This is a genomic window from Rhodanobacter denitrificans, assembly GCF_000230695.2.
Lineage (GTDB): Bacteria > Pseudomonadota > Gammaproteobacteria > Xanthomonadales > Rhodanobacteraceae > Rhodanobacter > Rhodanobacter denitrificans.
Window position 1 is genome coordinate 21997 of the sequence record NC_020541.1, and the last position, 20704, is coordinate 42700.

At 68.8% G+C, this 20704-nt stretch carries 21 protein-coding genes and 1 pseudogene; 13 read left to right on the forward strand and 9 right to left on the reverse strand.

Going from position 1 to position 20704, the window contains the following annotated elements:
• Positions 1 to 68 precede the first annotated feature (68 nt).
• Complete coding sequence (locus R2APBS1_RS00085) at positions 69 to 446, reverse strand: GlsB/YeaQ/YmgE family stress response membrane protein (protein ID WP_235645095.1); 378 nt, start codon at positions 444 to 446, stop codon at positions 69 to 71.
• A gap of 76 nt (positions 447 to 522) precedes the next feature.
• On the opposite strand from R2APBS1_RS00085, the gene R2APBS1_RS00090 reads away from it, so the two are divergent.
• Entirely contained in the window at positions 523 to 2196 is a 1674-nt protein-coding gene (locus tag R2APBS1_RS00090) for an AMP-binding protein (RefSeq protein WP_015446349.1), read from the forward strand.
• An 81-nt stretch (positions 2197 to 2277) separates the two neighbouring features.
• Here the strand turns inward: R2APBS1_RS00090 and R2APBS1_RS00095 are convergent, their stop codons facing one another.
• On the reverse strand, positions 2278 to 2517 hold the full coding sequence (locus R2APBS1_RS00095; RefSeq protein ID WP_015446350.1) for a hypothetical protein: 240 nt from the start codon (positions 2515 to 2517) through the stop codon (positions 2278 to 2280).
• A 146-nt stretch (positions 2518 to 2663) separates the two neighbouring features.
• On the opposite strand from R2APBS1_RS00095, the gene R2APBS1_RS00100 reads away from it, so the two are divergent.
• Positions 2664 to 3782: a PA0069 family radical SAM protein gene (locus tag R2APBS1_RS00100; RefSeq protein ID WP_015446351.1), complete on the forward strand. Its 1119-nt coding sequence runs from the start codon at positions 2664 to 2666 to the stop codon at positions 3780 to 3782.
• A 39-nt stretch (positions 3783 to 3821) separates the two neighbouring features.
• On the opposite strand, the gene R2APBS1_RS00105 is transcribed toward R2APBS1_RS00100, so the two are convergent.
• From R2APBS1_RS00105 to R2APBS1_RS00130, 6 genes are all read right to left on the reverse strand, one after another.
• Positions 3822 to 5297, reverse strand: a complete 1476-nt coding sequence (locus R2APBS1_RS00105) for a hypothetical protein (RefSeq protein WP_015446352.1) — start codon at positions 5295 to 5297, stop codon at positions 3822 to 3824.
• Entirely contained in the window at positions 5294 to 6187 is an 894-nt protein-coding gene (locus R2APBS1_RS00110; RefSeq protein WP_015446353.1) for an ABC transporter ATP-binding protein, read from the reverse strand. The genes R2APBS1_RS00105 and R2APBS1_RS00110 overlap by 4 nt, the downstream gene beginning before the upstream one ends.
• A 1-nt stretch (position 6188) precedes the next feature.
• A complete protein-coding gene (locus tag R2APBS1_RS00115) occupies positions 6189 to 6572 on the reverse strand; it encodes a GntR family transcriptional regulator (RefSeq protein WP_015446354.1) in 384 nt (127 codons plus the stop codon).
• Between the two features lie 124 nt (positions 6573 to 6696).
• Complete coding sequence (locus R2APBS1_RS00120) at positions 6697 to 8754, reverse strand: alpha/beta hydrolase family protein (RefSeq protein ID WP_015446355.1); 2058 nt, start codon at positions 8752 to 8754, stop codon at positions 6697 to 6699.
• An 83-nt stretch (positions 8755 to 8837) separates the two neighbouring features.
• The gene (locus tag R2APBS1_RS00125) at positions 8838 to 9746 is read right to left on the reverse strand and encodes a patatin-like phospholipase family protein (protein ID WP_015446356.1); all 909 of its coding nucleotides are present in this window, start codon (positions 9744 to 9746) and stop codon (positions 8838 to 8840) included.
• 76 nt (positions 9747 to 9822) lie between these two features.
• Positions 9823 to 10854 carry a class 1 fructose-bisphosphatase gene (locus R2APBS1_RS00130; protein ID WP_015446357.1) on the reverse strand — a complete coding sequence of 344 codons (1032 nt, stop codon included), beginning with the start codon at positions 10852 to 10854 and terminating at the stop codon, positions 9823 to 9825.
• Positions 10855 to 11007: 153 nt separating this feature from the next.
• On the opposite strand from R2APBS1_RS00130, the gene R2APBS1_RS00135 reads away from it, so the two are divergent.
• The 8 genes and pseudogenes from R2APBS1_RS00135 to R2APBS1_RS19440 all read left to right on the forward strand — a co-directional run.
• Positions 11008 to 11619, forward strand: coding sequence for a DJ-1/PfpI family protein (locus R2APBS1_RS00135; protein WP_015446358.1), 612 nt, complete (start codon positions 11008 to 11010; stop codon positions 11617 to 11619).
• A gap of 10 nt (positions 11620 to 11629) precedes the next feature.
• Positions 11630 to 11815 (forward strand): hypothetical protein, encoded by a 186-nt coding sequence (locus R2APBS1_RS00140; RefSeq protein ID WP_007510087.1) that lies wholly within the window; start codon positions 11630 to 11632, stop codon positions 11813 to 11815.
• Between the two features lie 147 nt (positions 11816 to 11962).
• A complete protein-coding gene (locus tag R2APBS1_RS00145) occupies positions 11963 to 12595 on the forward strand; it encodes a glutathione S-transferase family protein (RefSeq protein ID WP_015446359.1) in 633 nt (210 codons plus the stop codon).
• Positions 12596 to 12664: 69 nt separating this feature from the next.
• Positions 12665 to 13369, forward strand: coding sequence for a helix-turn-helix transcriptional regulator (locus R2APBS1_RS00150; protein ID WP_015446360.1), 705 nt, complete (start codon positions 12665 to 12667; stop codon positions 13367 to 13369).
• A 108-nt stretch (positions 13370 to 13477) separates the two neighbouring features.
• On the forward strand, positions 13478 to 15298 hold the full coding sequence (locus R2APBS1_RS00155) for a DUF885 domain-containing protein (RefSeq protein WP_041676634.1): 1821 nt from the start codon (positions 13478 to 13480) through the stop codon (positions 15296 to 15298).
• Positions 15299 to 15376: 78 nt separating this feature from the next.
• Positions 15377 to 15787, forward strand: a complete 411-nt coding sequence (locus tag R2APBS1_RS00160; RefSeq protein ID WP_015446362.1) for an MbcA/ParS/Xre antitoxin family protein — start codon at positions 15377 to 15379, stop codon at positions 15785 to 15787.
• Positions 15788 to 15883: 96 nt separating this feature from the next.
• Positions 15884 to 16606 (forward strand): RES family NAD+ phosphorylase, encoded by a 723-nt coding sequence (locus R2APBS1_RS00165; protein ID WP_015446363.1) that lies wholly within the window; start codon positions 15884 to 15886, stop codon positions 16604 to 16606.
• 125 nt (positions 16607 to 16731) lie between these two features.
• Positions 16732 to 17190, forward strand: a pseudogene (locus tag R2APBS1_RS19440) (GDSL-type esterase/lipase family protein); the annotation flags it as partial.
• Between the two features lie 102 nt (positions 17191 to 17292).
• Here the strand turns inward: R2APBS1_RS19440 and phhA are convergent.
• A complete protein-coding gene (gene phhA / locus R2APBS1_RS00170) occupies positions 17293 to 18180 on the reverse strand; it encodes a phenylalanine 4-monooxygenase (protein WP_015446365.1) in 888 nt (295 codons plus the stop codon).
• 137 nt (positions 18181 to 18317) lie between these two features.
• On the opposite strand from phhA, the gene R2APBS1_RS00175 reads away from it, so the two are divergent.
• From R2APBS1_RS00175 to R2APBS1_RS00185, 3 genes are read left to right on the forward strand one after another with little or no spacing between them, the layout of a single operon-like run.
• Complete coding sequence (locus R2APBS1_RS00175) at positions 18318 to 18794, forward strand: Lrp/AsnC family transcriptional regulator (RefSeq protein WP_015446366.1); 477 nt, start codon at positions 18318 to 18320, stop codon at positions 18792 to 18794.
• Between the two features lie 42 nt (positions 18795 to 18836).
• A complete protein-coding gene (locus R2APBS1_RS00180) occupies positions 18837 to 19646 on the forward strand; it encodes a lysophospholipid acyltransferase family protein (protein WP_015446367.1) in 810 nt (269 codons plus the stop codon).
• Positions 19643 to 20662, forward strand: coding sequence for a YheT family hydrolase (locus R2APBS1_RS00185; protein WP_007510107.1), 1020 nt, complete (start codon positions 19643 to 19645; stop codon positions 20660 to 20662). The genes R2APBS1_RS00180 and R2APBS1_RS00185 overlap by 4 nt, the downstream gene beginning before the upstream one ends.
• The last annotated feature ends 42 nt before the right edge of the window (positions 20663 to 20704 follow it).

A 20704-nucleotide genomic window follows, 5' to 3' on the forward strand; every position in this document is an offset into this window, starting at 1 on the left:
CGCCTGGAAACCAAAAACGCAGCGGCTCGTGCCGCTGCGTTTTTGTTGGCCACGGTGAACCGGACGGGTCAGGCGCGCTTGATCAGGCCGATGAGCACCAGCAGCACGATCGCGCCGATCATCGCGTAGATGATGCTGGTGACGATCGGGCTGCCGAGACTGAAGCCGATGCCGAGCGTCGGCAGCAGCCAGCCAGCGAGAAACGCGCCGATGATGCCGACCACGATATTGCCGAGCAGGCCGAAGCCGAAACCGCGCACGATCAGGCCGGCCAGCCAGCCGGCGATCGCGCCGATGAGCAGAAAAATGATCAAGCCGGACGCAGTCATCGTGAATTTCCAGGTAATGCGGGGCAGCAGGATGCCATGCCGCGATGTCAGCGCAAGCGTCCTAGTTCTGCCGTGCAGCGATCGTGATTGAAGCGTGATGCTGCCGACCCGCACCATGCACGCGCAGCGGCGATCCGGAAGCAGACGCTATGCTGGCAGCCGGGCTGCGTACGATGACTACGGGAGAGCACCGATGAGTAGCGCAGCAAGTTACGTTCACGGCGCCAGCGCGCAGCCGCTGCTGGGCGACACCGTGGGTTCGCTGATCGACCGCATCGCCGTCGCATACCCCGATCGACCGGCGCTGGTGGTGCGCGCGCAGGGCGTGCGCCTGAGCTACCGGCAATTCCACACCGAAGTGGAACGCATCGCTGCCGGGCTGCTGGCGCTGGGCCTCGAACCCGGCGAGCGCATCGGCATCTGGTCGCCGAACCGCGCCGAGTGGGTGCTGCTGCAGTTCGCCGCGCCGAAGGCCGGGCTGGTGCTGGTCAACATCAATCCGGCTTACCGCACGCACGAGCTGGAGTATTCGCTGAACAAGGTGGCTTGCCGCGCGCTGGTGCTGCCCCGCCGCTTCAAGACCTCGCATTACCTGGACATCCTGACCGAACTGGCGCCGGAGCTGGCCGCCGGCGTGCCGGGAGAGTTGCGCGCGGCGCGGCTGCCGGCGCTGCGCGAGGTGGTCCTGCTCGACGACGAACCGGCGCCCGGCACGCGCGGCTGGTGGCAGCTGGCGGCGCTCGGCGACGCCGCGGCGCTGGCGCGGCTGCACGAGGTGGAACGCGAACTGGGCTTCGACGATCCGGTCAATATCCAGTTCACCTCCGGCACCACCGGCGCACCGAAAGGCGCCACGCTGACCCACCACAACATCGTCAACAACGGCTGGTTCATCGGCGAGGCGATGCGCCTCACCGAGTACGACCGGCTGTGCATCCCGGTACCGTTCTACCACTGCTTCGGCATGGTGCTGGGCAACCTCGCCTGCGTCACCCACGGCGCCTGCATGGTGATCCCCGGCGAGGGCTTCGACGCGCTGGCCACGCTGGAAACCGTGGCGGAGGAAAAATGCACCGGCCTGCACGGCGTGCCCACCATGTTCATTGCCGAGCTGGAACACCCGCGCTTCGTCGAGTTCGACCTGTCGACCCTGCGCACCGGCATCATGGCTGGCTCGCCGTGCCCGATCGAGGTGATGCGGCGGGTGGTCGGCGAGATGCACCTGGCCGAGATCACCATCGCCTACGGCATGACCGAGACCAGCCCGGTGAGCTTCCAGACCGTGCCGGACGACCCGCTGGAGCGCCGCGTGGACAGCGTGGGGCGGATCCACCCGCAGCTGGAGGTGAAGCTGGTCGACGAGCGCGGGCGCATCGTACCGCGCGGCACGCCGGGCGAGCTGTGCACGCGCGGCTACTCGGTGATGCTGGGCTACTGGGAAGACGAATCGCGCACCCGCGAGGTGATCGACGCGGCGCGCTGGATGCACACCGGCGACCTCGCGGTGATCGACGCGGACGGCTACTGTCGCATCGTGGGCCGGCTCAAGGACATGATCATCCGCGGCGGCGAGAACGTGTACCCGCGCGAGATCGAGGAGTTCCTGTACGCCCACCCGAAGGTGCTCGACGTGCAGGTGTTCGGCGTGCCCGACACGAAGTTCGGCGAGCAGGTGTGCGCGTGGGTCCGTCTGCGCGAAGGTGCCGGCGCCAGCGAGGCCGAGATCCAGGACTACTGCCGCCATCACCTCGCCTACTACAAGGTGCCGCACTACGTGCGCTTCGTCGACGCCTTCCCGATGACGGTGACCGGCAAGGTGCAGAAGTACCGCATGCGCGAGGCGATGGTCGACGAGCTCGACCTGTAGGAGCGCACCCTGTGCGCGATGCTCTGAGGTCAATCCAGCCAAGAGCATCGCGCACAGGGTGCGCTCCTGCCCGTGGCGACCTTATCGAGCCAGGCGGTCGTGCTTCAGCGGATCCTTGCCCTCGCGCAGCCGCTTCAGGTCGTACTCGGACAGGCTGTCCCCGCGCACGCTGCCGGCGATGCGCGCCTGCACGAAGGCCAGCGTGGTGGCGAAGACGCCGATCAGCCCAACCAGCAGCCAGAAGCCCCAGGCGCCGGCGCCGTGGCGGGTGAAGCACAGCATGAACGCGAACACGGTGGAGACGAGCAGCAGCCAGCGCATGAAGTAAGCCCCGACAGGTGGAAGCGCACCGCCGGCAGCGGCGGACGGCCGCATCATAGCGTCGCCATGGCGCGTCCGGCGCGCGCCGGATCACGCCGCGCAAAAATGTCGCGACGGCTGAGACGTCGCCGCGCGACACTGCCGCGATGGATCATCCCTCGCCATTGCCGGCCTCCCCGGAACAGTTCCCCGCGACGCGCCCGCTCAAGGGCCGCGGCGCCGCCTCCAATCCGGAAGGCCGCTTCGAAAGCATCCGCCACCAGGCCGAGGACGACGGCTGGCAGAGCGCGCTGCTGGACGGGGATGCACCGCGCCCGCGCACCGAGGTCACCGAGGAGCGCGCGCGCAGCGTGATCAGTCGCAACGACTCGCCGGACATCGCGTTCAGCCAGGCGATCAATCCGTACCGCGGTTGCGAACACGGGTGTATTTATTGCTACGCGCGCCCCTCGCACAGCTACCTCAACCTCTCGCCCGGGTTGGACTTCGAAACGAAGCTGCGCGCGAAAGGCAACTTCGCCGAGGTCCTGCGTGCGGAACTGGCGAAGCCCGGTTACGCGATCAGCCCGATCAACATCGGCAGCAACACCGACCCCTACCAGCCGATCGAGAAGAAATGGCGGCTGACCCGCGCCGCGCTGGAACTGCTCGCTGAATGCCACCACCCGTGCACCATCGTGACCAAGAACGCGCTGGTCGAGCGCGACCTCGACATCCTGCAGCCGATGGCGCGCGAAAAACTGGTGCAGGTGTTCGTCTCGGTGAACTCGCTGGACAACCAGCTCGCCGCGAAACTCGAACCGCGCGCCAGCGCGCCGCACCGGCGGATCAAGGCCATCGCCGCACTGGCCGCGGCCGGCGTGCCGGTCGGCGTGCTGGTGGCGCCGATCATTCCCGCGCTCAACGACAAGGACATGGACGCGGTGATGGCGCAAGCGGCCGAGGCCGGCGCGCGCTGCGCCGGCTACACCACGCTGCGCCTGCCGTACGAGTTGAAGCAGCTGTTCCGCGAATGGCTGGCGCTGCACGCGCCGCAACGTGCCGAACACGTGATGAGCCTGCTGCAGCAGATGAACGGCGGCCGCGACTACGACAGCGATTTCCGCACCCGCATGCGCGGCCAGGGCGTGTTCGCCGATCTGCTGCGCCGCCGCTTCGAAGTCGCCTGCCGCAAGCACGGCTTCGGCCGCGCCCGCGAACTCACCCTCGATACCTCGCGCTTCGTGCCGCCGCGCAAGCCGTCGCCGCAGGGCGAGTTGTTTTGACGCGGTGGCCGCGGATGGACATCCCTCCGCGGCTTCGGCTCAGGGCTGCGCCAGGAACGGATGCGGCAGTCGCTGCATGCCACGCCAGCCGCGTCGACCAAGCCAGACCATTGCCGCGCCGAACAGCAGCCAGCTCAGCACCAGCGGCGGCAGTGTCGAGGCCGCGCCATGCAACGGGTGGCGACCCAAGGCCAGCACGGGCAGCAGCATGCTGAGCAGGGTCAGCGCGATCGCGATCATCAGCAGCAGGCCGGCGCCCCAGATCGGCAGCGCGCGGCCGCCGAACAGGTTGAGCATGGCGGCCACGGTGATCGTGGTCGTGCCCAGCTGCGCCAACAATAGGAACGACAGCATCGCCACATGGCCGTGCCAGCACAGCATGGCTACGCCGACCAGCAGCAGTACCAGCGCGTGCATCAGCAGCGGCAGGCCGAGCGCGGCGCGCAGCAATTGCCAGCGGACGTGGGCGTGCCCGCCCAGCCCGGGCAGCAGTGCCAGCAGGGGCAGTTCGCCGTTCACCCGCTGCCAGCGCTTGCTCAGCCACAGCAGACTCAGCGCGCTGATCATCGGCCCGGCTATCACGCCGAGCGTGCCGAGGCCGCCGACCAGGCTACCCTTCAGTAGATCCGTATTGTTGCGATCGTGCGGGCCGAGATAATCCAGCAGCAGAATCGACAGTACGGGCACCGCGACAATGCCAAGCAGCAGCGCCAGCTGCCGGAGGTGGCTGCTCAGGGTCAGCGGCAGGTACCAGCCGCCCAGCGCAACCCGCAGTGCGCGGTGCGGCTGCGTCGGGCCAACATCATCCAGATCGACGGCCGGCTGCAGCCAGCCCGGCCGCTGGCACAGCAAGCGCTGCTCGCCGACCTGGCTCCAGAGACCCCAGCTGCCGTTGCGGAACTGCAGCACCATCGGCGAGTTCCAGCCGCTCGCCTGGCCGTTGCTCACGCGCAGCAGCTGTCGCCAGCGCCAGGCACAGCACAGCAATAGCACCGGGATCAGCAGCAGCATCACCTCGACCGTGCGTGGATCGGTGAAGCCGGGCAGGTCGAAATGGCGCCACAGCCCGCTGAGCAGCGAGGGCGTTAGCCCGATCACGATGGCGAGATAGCGCGGCATCAGCGCGAACAGCATTCCGCCGGTGCCGAGCAGGGCCAGCAACGCGGTGGCGGGCAGCAGGGGTTGCCCGGCCCGTGCCAGCACGGCCAGCGGCAAGCCGAGACCCAGCGCGCCGTACAAGCACAGGCTGGCGAAGATCGGGCGCTGCACCCCCGGCACGCGTAGCCGCCGGGCGTCGATCGCCAGCAGCAGGCTGAGCGGCAGGAAGAACGCCCACACGAAGAACAGGCCGATGCCATACAGCATCGCCGCGCCCCGCCAGGCATCCGGCCGACCGGCGAGCAGGCCGAGCGCGAGCGCGCCTGCACTGCACAGCGCGAACACCAGAACAGTCATCCAGCGCAGCGGGCGGTGCGCCGAGTACCAGGGTATCTGCAACAGCTGCGAGAGATTCATTCGGCGACCTCCACGAACAGGTCTTCCAGGCCCAACGCGTCGATGCGCGCGCCGGCCAGCTCGGCGGCTTCCGGCCAGCCGCCGCGGGAGTCGCGTTCGACGACCAAGCTAAGGCTGCCGTCGTCGTGGCGGTGTCGGCTGAGGCTTTGCACGGGTGCGGCCGCGCTCATCCGCGCCGGCAGCCACAGTCGCGCATAGCGTTCCTTGGTGTCGTCCACGCTGCAGCGGAACAGCAGCCTGCCCTGGTGCAAGAACGCCACCTCTGAGGCGGCGCGTTCCAGGTCCGACACGATGTGGGTGGAGAACAGCACGGTGGTGCCCGCGTCGCCGGCGCGCAGCGCCACCTCGCGCAACAGCTCGCGGCGCGCCACTGGGTCGAGCGCCGCGGCCGGCTCGTCCAACACCAGCAGCTCCGGCTGCGAGGCGAGTGCGCGGATCAGGTCCACTCGCTGGCGCTCGCCCGGCGACAGTTTGGCCAGCAGCTTGTTTTCCGGGATCTGCCAGCGCTCCAGCATATGCTTCGCGAACACCTTGTCCCAGCGCGGGTAGAAGCGGCCGACAAAATCGAGCATCTGACGCGCGCTGAGCCAGGCCAGCGCCTCCGGCTGCTGGGGCACGTAGGCGATACGCGCCTTGGCGGCGTCGGACAGCGTCAGTGCCGGCTCACCGAACACGCGCACCTCGCCGGCACGCGGCTCGAGCAGGCCGAGCATGACGCGGATCAACGTGGACTTGCCGGCGCCGTTGCGGCCGACCAGGCCGAGCACGCTGCCCGGTTCCAGGACCAGCTCGACGCCGTCGAGCGCGTTGCAGCCGTCGTAGTGATGGACAAGGCCACGCACGGCGAGTGGGGCGATGGCGGATTCCGTTTCGCGCAGTATGGCGTTCATCTCACTCTCCCAGCAGTCTGGTCAGTCGCCGCAGCACCGGCTCGGCGGGCAGTTCGAGTTCACGGACGTGACGCGCCAGTGCCTGCAGTTGCGATTCGAGCAGGGCGAGGCGCTGGTGTTCGGTCCGGTTGGCGAGGCGCGTGGCGGCCACCGTCATGCCTTTGCCGCGCAGGCGTTCAAGCAGGCCCTCGCTTTCGGCAATGCCATAGGCACGCGACACGGTCATCGGATTGATCGCGTGGAATGCGGCCACCTCGCGTACCGATGGCAGAAGCTCTCCCGGCACCAGCTGGCCGCCGGCGATCAGCCGGCGCAGCTGTTCCGCGATCTGCCGGTAGATAGGCTCGCTGGCGGCGGGTTGTATGTTGAGCAGTGATGCATCCATGTGTATCAGTACAGCAATACACTTAGGTGCTTGTCAAGCATGATTTGCGGCGGCTGCCGCAATCCGGACGCGTCCGGCATGAAAAGCCGCCGGTCGCGTTGGCCATGCTTGCGCCGTGGATCGGCTAGTGAGTGGCCGGCAGGTATTGTCCGAACCACGCCAGCGCCCGCTGCAGCACGTCGCGCTGGTGCGTGGGGTCGACGAAGTGGTGGCCTTCGTTCGGGTAGACCACCAGCGAGGTCGGCACGTTCTGCGCGCGCAGCGCGTGCCACATCTCGAACGATTGCGGCGCCGGGCATTCGGCGTCGCGATCGCCGACCACGATCAGCATCGGCGTCTTCACCTGCTTGACGAAGTTGATCGCCGAGCTCTTCGCGTACACCGCCGGGTCGTCGTAGACGCTGGCGCCGAAGAACGGCGGCATCCACTGGTCGATCAGGTTCTGGCCGTAGTAGCTCTGCCAGTTGGCGGTGCCGGCGCCGGCCACCACGGCGCGGAAGCGCTGGGTCTGCGTGGGCGCGAACATGCTCATGAAGCCGCCGTAGCTCCAGCCGGTGAGGCCGAGCCGCTGGTCGTCCACCGGCAGCTTCTTCTCCACCGCGTCGACGCCGGCGAGGATGTCGCGCAGGTCGCCGTAGCCGAAATCCTTGCGGTTCGCCTGCACGTACTGCTCGCCCTGGCCGAAGCTGCCGCGCGGGTTCGGCATGAACACGAAGTAGCCCAGGGCCGCCAGCGGCGCGCCGCCGTAACCGACGCCGGGCCAGCGCGGGATCACCGCGCTGGACGGGCCGCCATGCACCACCACGATCATCGGGTAGCGCTTCTTCGCGTCGTAGTTGGCCGGGTACAGCAGCCAGCCCTGCACGTGGAAGCCCTCGTTGTTCCACTCCACCGATTCGGCCTTGCCCCAGGCCGGTTTCAGCGCGGCGTTGAACGCGGTCACTGCCGGCGGCGGCGCGTGACCCAGCGCGCCGACATGCACCTCGCTGGCGGCCGTGTACGAGCTCTGCACGAAGGCCACGTGCCTGAGGTCGGCGGAGAGCGACATCGCCATCGACGCGCTGCCGTCGCCGATGCTGGCCGGCACCGTGAAGTGCACGCCTTGCTGCTGCGCGCGGTCGCCGGTGACGGCGTAGTCCGCCAGCTGGCTCTGGCCGTTGCTGACCTGGCTGACCAGCAGCGAGTGCGGCCCGCTCCAGCGCAGCCACGACGGCGTGACGCGGATGCCCGGCGTGAGATCGACCGGCGCACCACCGCCGGCCGGCACCGCATAGATGTCGCCACCGGTGGCGCCCTGGTCGCTCATCAGGCCGCCGATGAAGGCGATCCGCGCGGCTTCCGGCGACCAGCGCGGCAGCGCGATCTGCAGGCCGTGCAGCGAAGCGCTGGCGGTGCCGGCCGGGTCGACCAGCACGCGGGCGTCGGCGCCCGCCTGCGCGCTCTGCACGTAAAGCTTCGCGATCCACCAGTTGTTGTCGCCCGGCGGCGGCGCGGCGGTGTAGGCGATGCGCGAGCCGTCCGGCGACCAGTCGAATTCGTAGGCGTACAGCGTGGCCGGGGTCAGTTCGCGCAGCGTGCCGTTGGCCACGTCGACGCTGGCCACGCGCTGCACTTCCAGCCCGCTCACGCCGATCTCGCCGGCGGCCGGCTTGGCGGCGGCCACCGCGCTGGCGTGGCGGGTGGCGCCGGGTACGTAGAGGAAGCCGAGCGACTTGCCGTCGGCAGTCCATTGCAGCGAACGCACGTAGCCTTGCAGTGCGGCCAGCCGCGCCGGCGTGCCGCCGCCGCGCGTGTCGGCGAGATAGATGGCGTTCTGCATCGCCTTGGTGCTGGTCAGATCGACGTGGCAATTGGCAATGAAGGCGAGGCGGCGCGAATCGGGCGCCCAGGCGATGCCGGATTCGGCACAGCTGCCCGGCGTAGTGGCGGCGCTGACGCGGTGCGCATGGCGGCCGTCGGCGTCGGCGACCTCGATCGCCGGCTTGTCGTCGCGCCGGATCACCCACGCCAGCTGTTTGCCGTCCGGCGACAGCGCCACCGCCTGGATCGACTGCGCCTTGCCCAGCTCGGTCAGCACCTGTTCGATGCGCGGATCGACCGTGGGCGTGGCGGCGAAGGCATGCGGTGCCAGTGCCACAGTCAGCAGCGACAGCGGGAGGATCAGGCGCGAGCGTTTCAGCATGGGAGGGTTCCGGCGCGGGAAGTCCCCACGCTACAACCCGGTGGTCACCGGCGCCAAGTGCAGGACGGCACGGCCGGCGTGGCTCAGGGGGCGACGTTGGCCGCGGCGGCCTGGTGCGCCGCGACCATCGCGGCCAGCTTGGTGCGGATCGCCGGGATCGCCGCCAACGCGGCTTTCTCGCCCTCGAGGATGGCCTGGTTCTTCTGCTCGAAATCGGTCGGGCCGATGCCGCGTAGGTCGGGACGGATCACCACGTCGGCGCGCGCACTTTCCTGTGCAGCCAATTGCCGGCCCATGATGGTGATGGACTGGCCGACGATGCCCATCATGTCCTGCGGGTTGCTGCCGTCGGGCATGGCGGAGATGTCCACCGCGATCACGAAGTCGGCGCCGAGCTGGCGCGCCGCGTCGACCGGGATCGGGCTGACCACGCCGCCGTCGACATAGTGCTTGCCGTGGATCTCGACCGGCTCGAACACGCCGGGAATGCTGGACGACGCGCGCACCGCGCGGCCGGTATTGCCGCGCACGAACACCGTGCGCGTGCCGGTTTCCAGCTCGGTGGCGACCGCGGCGAAGGGCCGCTTCAGCTGCTCGATCGGCTGCTTGTGCAGCAGCTGGTTGACGTAGTCCTGCAGTGCCTGGCCCTGCACCAAGCCGCCGGAAAACAGCCGCACGTCGCGGATCTTCGCTTCGTCCAGGCCGAACGCGGTCTGCTGCAGCGCGAACGCATCCATGCCGCTGGCGTACAGCGCGCCGACCACGCTGCCGGCGCTGGTGCCGGCGACCACGTCCGGGTGGATGCCGCTGGCCTCCAGCATCTTGATCACGCCGATGTGCGCGAAGCCCTTGGCCGCACCGCCGCCAAGGGCGAGGCCGATCTTCAGCTTCACCGGTGGCGGCGCCGCCGGCGGCGGCACGGGTTTGGTGGCATGCGTGCAGGCGCCCAGCAGGAGCGTGGCGAGCAGTGGCAGCAGGCGGCGGAGAGGCATGGGTGTCGGTGTCGGAGGTTTTTGATCCGCTCCTCCCGCTGCATGCAGCGGGAGGCTGGTGACCGAAGGGAGTCAATCAGCCCACGACGCCGTCGGCTTCCCGGTGGTAGTGCGTGGCCAGTTCGACCTCCTGCTTCGAACCGAGGAACACCGGCACGCGCTGGTGAAGACCGGTCGGCTGCAGCTCCATGATGCGCTGACGCCCGGTGGTGGCGGCACCGCCGGCCTGCTCGACGATGAAGGCCATCGGGTTGGCCTCGTACATCAGGCGCAGCTTGCCGCCCTGCTTTTCGATCTTGGCGTCCAGCGGGTAATAGAACACGCCGCCGCGGGTCACGATGCGGTGCACGTCGGCCACCATCGAGGCGACCCAGCGCATGTTGAAGTCCTTGCCGCGCGGGCCTTCCTTGCCGGCCAGCAGCTCGCCGACGTAGCGCTGCATCGGCGCCTGCCAGTGGCGCTGGTTGGACATGTTGATGGCGAACTCGGCGGTCTCGGCCGGAATGCGGATGCCGCGGCGGCTGAGGATGAAACTGCCCACCTCGCGGTCCAGCGTGAACTCGTGGGTGCCGTGGCCGAAGGTGAGCACCAGCACGGTGGACGGGCCGTACACCACGTAGCCGGCGGCGAGCTGGGCGGTGCCCGGCTGCAGGAAGTGCTCGGCCTTCGGCTCGGTCACGCCGTCCGGGCAGCGCAGCACCGAGAAGATCGTGCCGACCGAGATGTTGACGTCGATGTTCGAGGAGCCGTCCAGCGGGTCGAACAGCAGCAGGTGCTGGCCCTTCGGGTAGCCGTCCGGGATCTGCTGCGGGTCTTCCATCTCCTCCGAGGCGCAGGCGGCGAGGTGGCCGCCCCAGGCGTTCGCCTCCAGCAGGATCTCGTTGGAGATCACGTCCAGCTTCTTCTGCGCTTCGCCCTGGACGTTCATGCTCAGCGCGTCGCCGTTGCCGGCCATGCCCAGCACGCCGCCCAGCGCGCCCTTGCCGGTGGCCACGCCGATGCGCTTGCAGGCGCGCGCGACCACTTCGATCAGCAGCGAGAGTTCGGCGTTGATGTGGCCGGCGCGGCGTTCCTCGATCAGGAACTGGATCAGCGAGACGGGTTTCATGTCGGGTCCGTGGCAAGAGGAAGCGCCATTGTCCCGGCTCCGGCTGAACGGTGCCAGCCCGGCAGCCCGCGTGCCCGCATCCAGCCCGGCTGCTGACATCACGTTGGCAGCAAGGGGTGGGCAAGCTGTACCTCCATAGCGGAGGGACACGACATGCGCGACGCGGTTTATTTCCTGGTGTTCGACGGCTTTGCCGACTGGCAGGCCGCGCTGGCCCTGTGCGAGATCCGCCGGCCCGGCGACTGGCAGGTGCAGGCGGTGGGCTTCTCGACGGCGCCGGTGGTCTCGATGGGCGGCCTTCGCGTGCAGCCCGAGCTGTCGCTGGATCAGCTCGATCTCAAGCGGGCGGCGTTGCTGATCGTGCCCGGCGGCCACCTGTGGCAGCGTGGCGAGGGTGCCGCGGCGGTGGCGGCGATCCGCCGGCTGTACACCGCCGGGGCGCCGGTGGCCGCCATCGACAGCGGCGTGCTGGCGCTGGCCCGCAGCGGCCTGCTCGACCACTGCCGGCACACCGGCAACTGGGCCGGGCACATCGACAGCCACGTCCCGGCCTACGCCGGCGCGGAGCAGTACGATGCCGGCGTGCTGGCGGTCAGCGACGGCGGCGTGATCAGCGCCAGCCACCTCGGCAGCGTGGAGTTCGCGCGCGAGGTGATCCGCACGCTGGACCTGTACAGCCCGAGCGACCGCGAACACTGGTACCGCCTGTTCAAGCACGCCGAGCTGCCGCCGTGGTGCGTCGGCGAAGCCGTGGCGACGGCCTGAGGAGCCCACCATGAAGCCGCTACTGAAAACCGTGCTGATGGCCTACCGCCCGCTCTATCTGAATGGCCTGCTGCTGGACGGGCAGTACAAGCTGCCCAAGCCGGCGCCGACCGACGCCGCCGCGCCGCGCGCGCGCCGGCGCACCCTGCTGGCTGCACTGACCCACATCGTCTGGCACCCGCGCGGCAAAGCATGATCCCGTCCGTCGCAAGGCGTTCTTCGACTCGCCGCTGGCCTCGCCGGCAGCGGCCCTGCCCCGGCGCGATCGACATGGACCGCGACGAGCCGGCGGCGGCCCGTTTCCGCAGCACTGACATCACCCCATCGGGCAGGAGCACCCAGCATGGACACGACACCCCGCATCACCTTCTTTCATGCGCTGCAGAGCCGCTCCGCCGGCACCCGTGCCCTGCTCGAGGAACTCGGTGCCGACTACGAGCTGCAGCTGCTCGACCTGAAGGCCGGCGAACAGCGCCGGTCGCAGTATCTGGCGATCAACCCGATGGGCAAGGTGCCGGCGATCCGTCACGATGGCGCACTGGTCACCGAGCAGCCGGCGGTATTCATCTACCTGGCCGATCTCTACCCCGCGGCGAAACTGGCGCCACTGCTGGGCGACCCGCTGCGCGGGCCGTACCTGCGCTGGCTGGTGTTCTACGGCTCGTGCTTCGAGCCGGCGGTGACCGACAAGTCGATGCAGCGCGAACCGGCGGCGCCATCGACCTGCGGTTACGGCGACTACGACACCATGCTGCAGACGCTGGTCGGCCAGCTCGAACAAGGCCCGTACCTGCTCGGCGACAGCTTCAGCGCCGCTGACGTGCTGTGGGGCACCGCGCTGAACTGGACCACCCTGTTCAAGCTGGTGCCCGAGCTGCCGGTGATCCGCGCCTATATCGATCGCGTGCTGGCGCGCCCGGCGATGCAGCGCGCCGCGGCCAAGGATGCCGAACTGCTGGCCGCCCGGGCCGGGTGACGCGATGTATCGCGTCCGGCGTGACGTTCGGCGCTGTTCGCCCGCAGGTGCCTCGGCGATGATGTACGGATGCGTCGAGCCGATCGCCTGTTCCTCATCATCCATGCCCTGCGCGGCCGGCGTACCGCGTTGCAGGCGCGCTCGCTGGCGCAGACCCTGGGCGTGTCGCTGCGCACGGTGTACCGCGACGTCGCCGACCTGCAGCTGTCCGGCGTGCCGATCGAGGGGGAGGCCGGCGTCGGCTACGTGCTGCGCAAGGGCTCGGACATCCCGCCGCTGATGTTCACCGCGAACGAGCTCGAAGCCCTGGTGGTCGGCTCGCGCTTCGTGCGCGCGTTCGCCGGCACCCGGCTGGCCGAGAGCGCGCAGTCCGCCTTGCTGAAGATCGAGGCGGTGCTGCCGCCGGAATTGCGCGAGCGCGCCGCGCGCACGCGGATCTTCGCGCCGGTGTGGCGCGACCAGTACCGCGAGGATTTCGCCGCGCTGATCGACCGCCTGCACGCGGCCATCGTCGGCAGCCAGGTGCTGCGGCTGGAGTATCGCGACGAGGGCGGCAAGCCCAGCACGCGCGAGGTCGAGCCGCTGTGCCTGTCGTTCTGGGGCGGCAAGTGGACGCTGGGCGCGTGGTGCCGGCTGCGCGGCGACTTCCGCAATTTCCGCCCGGACCGCATCGGTACTTGCGTGCCCAGCGGCGAGGTCTTCGTCGAGACCGGGGAACGCGACCTGGCCGCCTACCTGCGCGCGGTCGGCGTGGGCAAGCTCGATCTCGGCTGAGCGGTGCGGCTGGCCCCACGTTGCCATGCCGCGGCAGGAAGGCGAGGATAGGCGTTCGCATCACGTCGCGTGATGCACGTTGACGCCGTCCCGCTGCAAGGAATCCGTGTGAACAAGCCCCTGATGATCGCGCGGCTGGCCGCGCTCGCGCTGACCTGCAGCGCCGCGCCGCTGCAGGCGGCCGCCACGCCGCCGCCCGCCGCCGCCAGCGCCAGCGCCGATGCACGCTTCAAGGACATCTACCGTGCCGAGTGGGCCTGGCGCACCGGCCAGGCCGGCATCAGCACCGCCGGCGAGCCGCAGCTGAACAGCGGCCGGCTCGACCAGGTCGATGCCGCCAGCCAGCAGCGGCGGCTGGCGTATTGGCAGGGTGTGCTGAAGCGGCTCGACGGCGTCGACGTGACGCGGCTATCGCCGGCCAATCAGGTCAACTACGCGATCTATCGCGAGCAGATCGGCAACTTCGTCGCCGGGCAGAAGTTCCAGGCCTGGCAGATGCCGTTCAACAGCGACTCCGCGTTCTGGTCCGATCTCGGTTACGTGCTGGGTGGCGACCGCCTGCGCACGGCCGCCGACTACCAGCGCTACCTCGACCGGCTCGGCCAGGTCCCGGCCTACTTCGACCAGCAGATCGCGAACATGCGCGCCGGCCTCAGGCGCGGCTTCAGCGTGCCGCGTGCGGTGCTGGGCGGGCGTGACGCCTCGATCGCCGCGGTGGCCGAGCTGAAAGACCCGACCCGCAGCAGCTTCTACGAACCCTTCCGGCAACTGCCGGCCTCGATCCCGGCCGATCGTGCGCAGGCGCTGCAGGGCCAGGCGCTGCGGCAGATCCGCGACGAGGTGATCCCCGCCTACGCGAAGCTGCTGGCCTTCTTCCGCAATGAATACGTGCCGCAGGCGCGCACCACACTGGCGGCCGAGGCGTTGCCCGACGGCAAGGCGTTCTATCGCCAGCAGATCCGCGAGTACACCACGCTCGACCTGGGGCCCGACGAGATCCACCAGATCGGCCTCGACCAAGTGGCGAAGATCCACGCGCAGATGCTGCAGGTGATGCAGGACACCGGCTTCAAGGGCAGCTTCGCCGAGTTCCTCACGTTCCTGCGCACGGACCCGCAGTTCTACGCGAAGACGCCAGACGAACTGCTGATGCGCAGCGCCTGGGTGGCCAAGCAGGTGGACGGCCAGATGTCGCGCTACTTCGGCCACCTGCCGCGCGCGCACTTCACCATCAAGCCGGTGCCGGCCGACATCGCGCCGTACTACACCTCCGGCCGCGGCGGCGCCGATGCCTACCTGGTCAACACCTACGACCTGAAGTCGCGGCCGCTGTTCAACGTGCCGGCGCTGACCCTGCACGAGAGCTACCCCGGCCACGCGCTGCAGCTGGAGCTGGCCGACGAACAGCACGAGCAGCCCGCGTTCCGCCGCAACAGCTACATCTCCGCCTACGGCGAGGGCTGGGGCCTGTACTCGGAATACCTCGGCAACGAGATGGGCATCTACCACACGCCGTACGAGCGCTTCGGCTACCTCACCTACCAGATGTGGCGCGCCTGCCGGCTGGTGGTCGATACCGGCATCCATCACCTCGGCTGGACGCGCCAGCAGGCGATCGACTACCTGACCGGCAACACCGCGCTGTCCGCACGGGAGATCGCCAACGAGGTGGACCGCTACATCAGCTGGCCGGGCCAGGCGCTGTCGTACGAACTGGGCTACCTGAAGATCCGCGAGCTGTGCGCGAAGGCGGAACAGGCGCTGGGCGGAAAGTTCGACATCCGCCACTTCCACGACACCGTGCTCGCGCTCGGTTCGGTACCGCTGCCGGTGCTGGAGCAGCGCATCGACCGCTTCATCGCCGAGGGCGGTCCGGAGCCGGACTACGCGTGCGACTGCGCGAAGACGAAGGGAGCTTCGGGACATTGAGGCCAGCTGGTGGTTGGCTGGTTTTTACTGTGCTCGTGAAGTAATATCTTCAATAACTTCACAGGGAGAGTAGGCACCATGGCTGCTCATTCGACCCGCATCGCCGAAGCCGCACCCCGCTACACGCCGCCGGACACGCTCGCCGAGCCGGCGCTGCGCGCGTTCTTCAAGCTGGCCGAACACTGGAAGCTGCGCATCGCCGACCAGCGCAAACTGCTCGGCGACCCGCCGGAATCGACCTTCTACAAGTGGAAGCGCCAGCAGGGCGGTGCACTGGGGCGCGACACGCTGGAGCGGATCAGCTACCTGCTCGGCATCTGGAAGTCGCTGCAGATCCTGTTCCCCGACCCGGCCCAGGCCGATGCCTGGCTGCACAAGCCGAACGCAGCGCCGCTGTTCGGTGGCCATTCCGCGCTGGAGCGCATGCTGTCCGGCAACGTCGCCGACCTGTACGTGGTACGCCAGTATCTGGATGCGCAGCGCGGCTGACGCATGTCGTGAGCGCGGTCGCGACGAGCGCGACGGAAATGCCACACGCTCAGCTCTTCCCTGCCATGCGGGGCGCGAGCACATCATGGAGCCGCGATGCCAACCGAACTTCCACCCGTCAAACGCATCCGCTGGAACCAGGCCTACCGCATCGTGCCCAGCCGCTTCCCGCCAGTCGGGGTGTATGACCGCATCGCCGATCCGGCCGATCTCGACGCGCTGTTCGCGATCGAGGCGCTGACCAACCCGCGCCTGCGCGAGGAAGCCGGCGCGTTGAAGCTGGTGCCGAAGGAGCATCGCCTCAGCGGGCCGGGCTCCACCCCGGTGATGGCCGCGTTCACCCATCTCAATCCGGAAGGCAGCCGCTTCTCCGACGGCAGCTGGGGCGTGTTCTACGCCGGGCACAGCGTCGCCACCGCGGTCGAGGAAACCGTGTACCACCGCGAGCGCTTCCTTGCCGCCACCGCCGAGCCGGCCTGCGACATCCAGATGCGCTGCTACCGCACCCATGTCGACAGCCGCCTGCACGACCTCCGCGGCGGCTGGAAGGCCGAGCACGATCCGGGCGTCTATACGGCCAGCATCAAGCTTGCCCGCGAGCTGCGCGAGCAGGGTTCCAACGGCATCGTCTACGACAGTGTGCGCGATCCGGGCGGCGAATGCCTGGCTGCATTCCAGCCTGACGTGGTGGCGCCGTGCGTGCAGGCGCAGCACCTGGTCTACCGCTGGGACGGCACGCGCATCGCGCAGGTGCTGGCGGTTTCGGAACTGGCGCGGCCGCGCCAGGCTGCGGGCACACCCGGGGAGGCGAGCCGATGAAGACCCTGCGCAACCTGCTGCTGTTCCTGCTGCTGTGGCCATTGCTGGCGATGGCACGCGACAACCGCGAGAACGATCACGCGCAGTGGAACGCGGAGATCGCCGCGTTCCAGGCCGGCGATCGCATGCATCCGCCGCCGGCCGGCGCGGTGCTGTTCATCGGCAGCTCGTCGATCCGCCTGTGGACCTCGCTGGCGGCGGATTTTCCCGGCGTGCGCACGATCAACCGCGGCTTCGGCGGCTCGGAGATCGACGACGCCACTTTCTTCGCCGACCGCATCGTGGCGCCGTACCACCCGCGCGCGATCGTGATCTACGCCGGCGACAACGACCTGCAGGACGGCGACAGCCCGGCGCACGTGCGCGACGATTTCGCTGCCTTCGTGCGCAAGGCGCGCGCGGTCGATCCCGGCGTGCCGATCGCCTTCATCGCGATCAAGCCCAGCGTGGCGCGCAAGGCGCTGTTGCCGAAGATCCGCGAGGCGAATGCGCTGGTGCGAACCTATGCAGCGACCCAGTCGGGTGTTGCCTACCTGGACGTCTTTACGCCCATGCTGGGCAAGGACGGCCAGCCGCAGTCGCGGTGGTTCATCGCCGACGGCCTGCACATGAACCGCCAGGGTTATGCACGGTGGATCGAGCTGGTGAAACCCTGGCTGGACGCGACGCTGCGCCGATCCGCCGGCTCAGGTATCCGCGTTGGCCGCCCAGCCCACGCGGTCGCCGCGGGTGAACACGCGGTCGCCGTCCAGCACGTCGCCGGCAGCGTGCGCCGGCCGCTCGCGCAGCTTGGCGTAGATCGGCGTGAAGTCCGGCCGGGTCGCCTCGAACAGCTGCTCGAAGCTGTCGATCACGAAGTAGGTCTGCTGGTAGGTGTCGATGCGGTAGCGCGTGCTCATCACGCGTTCCAGGCCGAAGCCGATGCGGTTCGGTGACGGCGAATCCAGGCAGTAGATCGACTCGCCCTTGGAGCTGACGATGCCGGCGCCGTAGATGCGCATGCCTTCGGCGGTGTGGATCAGGCCGAACTCCACTGTGTACCAGTACAGCCGGGTCAGGTTCATCAGCGCCTCGGGGCCGATCGCGAACGCCTTCATGCCGCCGCGGCCGTAGGCCTGCATGTAGTCGGCGAACACCGGGTTGAGCAAGAGCGGCACATGGCCGAACAGGTCGTGGAACAGGTCCGGTTCGCTCAGGTAGTCGAGCTGCTCGGGTTTCCTGATCCACCAGCTGACCGGGAAGCGGCGATGCGCCAGGTGGTCGAAGAACACCTCGTCCGGCAGCAGGCCTTCCACCGCCACCAGCTCCCAGCCAGTGGCCTGGCGCAGTACCCGGGTGACGTCCTCGAACTTCGGGATGCCACCGTTGCCCAGGCCGAAGCGCTCCACCCCGGCGAGGAACTCCCGGCAGGCGCGCCCGGGCAGCAGTTCGCGCTGGCGCTTGAACAAGGTGTCCCACACCTCGTGGTCACTCTGGCTGTAGCTGGCCCACGGCTGCTCGACCACGCCGGTGGCGTACACCGGCACGTAGCCGCGGTCGGTCTGCTGGTGTTCGACTTTGCGGGGCGTGTCCATCGGTGCGATTCCGGTGTGATCGGGCAAGCCACAGCATACGGCGGTTCGGCCGCAGCAGGGTTGTTTTGTTGCATCGCGCTGCGGAACAAATGCACTATTCTTGCTTTGAAATAGCCATTATCTGAGGTTTATTGCGCATGACGACACTCGATCGCACCGACCTGCGCATCCTCGCCGTGCTGCAGAGCGAGGGCCGCATCACCAACGCCGAACTGGCCGAGCAGGTCAGCCTGTCGCCGTCGGCCTGCCTGCGCCGGCTGCAGCGGCTGGAGGCGGACCGGGTGATCACCGGCTATGCCGCGCAGGTCGATCCGCAGGCGGTGGGGCTGGGCCTGCAGGCGTTCGTGCGGGTGCAGCTGGTGAAACACGAGAGCGCGGCGATCGAGGGCTTCGTGGAGCGCGTCAACGGCTGGGACGAGGTGGTCGCCTGCCACGCGCTGACCGGCGACATGGATTACCTGCTGCACGTCTACGTGGCCGATCTCAAGGACTTCTCGCGCTTCCTGCTCGACCATCTGCTGAACGCGGCGGGGGTGGCCGATGTCAATTCCAGCTTCGTGCTGCGCACGGTGAAGCGTTCGCCGTCGCTGCCGCTGGCGCAGCTGGAGCGCTGACGCCCCGCGTGTGCGCGAAACTGCCGCTAAACTAACCGACTGATGAGTATCGACACCACGACTACCACGACCGGGCCCGAGCGCGACCTGCTGCGCCCGCTGCGTTACCTGTGGCGGGTGCCGCTGCTGCTGCTGCACATCGTGCTGGGCATCGCGCTGTGCGCGCTGATCCTCAGCTGGAACCAGCGCGTGGTGATGAACAACGGCCGCGAGCCGTTCGCGCACCGCATGATCCGCTGGTGGTCGCTCGGTCTGCTGCGCATCTTCGGCCTGCGCTCGGTGCGCTTCGGCGAGGTGCGGCGCGACCCGGTGCTGTTCGTGGCCAACCACACCTCGTGGATCGACATCGTGATGCTGCACAGCCAGCGCGCGGCCTGCTTCGTGGCCAAGGCGGAGATCGCCGGCTGGCCGCTGATCGGCTGGCTGGCCAGGAACGGCGGCACCATCTTCCATCGCCGCGGCAACAACCATTCGCTGTCCACGGTGATGCAGGCGATGGTCGAGCGGCTGCGCGAGGGCCGTTCGGTGGCGGTGTTCCCGGAAGGCGGCACCGGCTACAACGGTGTGCTGAAGATCTTCCATGCGCGCATCTTCCAGGCCGCGCTGGATGCCACGGTGCCGGTGCAGCCGGTGGCGCTGCGTTTTGCCCGCGATGGGCGACGGGTGCTCGATGCCGGTTTCCGCGAGCACGAAAGTTTCCTGCACAACATCGTGCGCATGCTGGGCGAGGCGCCGCTGGACGCCGAGGTGCATTTCCTGGCGCCGGTGCCGGCCACCCCGGAGGCACGCCGACGCATGGCCGAGCTGTCGCGCGAGCGCATCGCCGTCGCGCTGGAAGATCGCCCCGGATGAACCTGCTGCACGGAAAGGATTTCCGACCGCCCTGGCCGCTCAGCAGCGGCCACATCCAGACCATGCTGTCCTCCAGCGGCGTGCGCCGCGTGTTGCTGCCACGCGCGGCGAAGAGCGTGCTGCGCGGGGCCGAGGCGGTAGTGGTCGACGGCGGCGGCGGCGTGCGCCTCACCGGTGCGTACACCGCACAGCAAACCCGGCCGCAGTCGCGCGGCCTGGCCGTGCTGTTCCACGGCTGGGAAGGCAGCGTCGACTCCACCTACGTGCTGCAGACCGGTAGCCGCCTGCTCGCCGACGGCTGGGACATCTTCCGGCTGAACTTCCGCGACCACGGCGACAGCCATGGGCTCAACGAGGCGCTGTTCCACTCCTGCCGGCTCGACGAGGTGGTGCACGCGCTGGGTGACATCGCCGCGCGCTGGAGCGCGCGGCCGATGGCGCTGGCCGGCTTCTCGCTGGGCGGCAATTTCGCGCTGCGCGCGGCGATGCAGACCTCGCGCGTGGGCATCCCGCTCAGCTACGTGCTGGCGGTGTGCCCGATCATCGACCCCGGCGAGGGCCTGTTCTCGCTGGAGGAATCCGCGCCGTGGTTCTACCAGGCGTACTTCATGCGCAAGTGGCGGCACTCGCTGCTGGCCAAGCAGAAGGCGTTCCCGCAGCACCAGTATTTCGAGATGTCCGAACTGAAGCAGCACCTGCGCGGGCTGACCGAGTCGCTGGTGCTGCGGCATACCGACTTCAATACCTTGCAGCAGTATCTGGACGGCTATTCGGTGGCCGGCGACGCCATGCGGGCGATGCAGATTCCCGCCACCATCCTCACCGCCAGGGACGACCCGGTGATCCCGGTCAGCGGCTTCGAGAAACTCGAACTGCCGGCCAACGTCGAGCTGGACATCGCGCCGTACGGCGGCCACTGCGGCTTCATTCGCGGCTGGGGCATGACCAGCTACACCGACGACTACATCGCCACGCGCTTCAATGCGGTGGCGGACGCGGCCGTGCCGGCCGGCTGAACGTCGGCGCGATCGCCTGGAGAGCGGGTGCCCACGGACGAA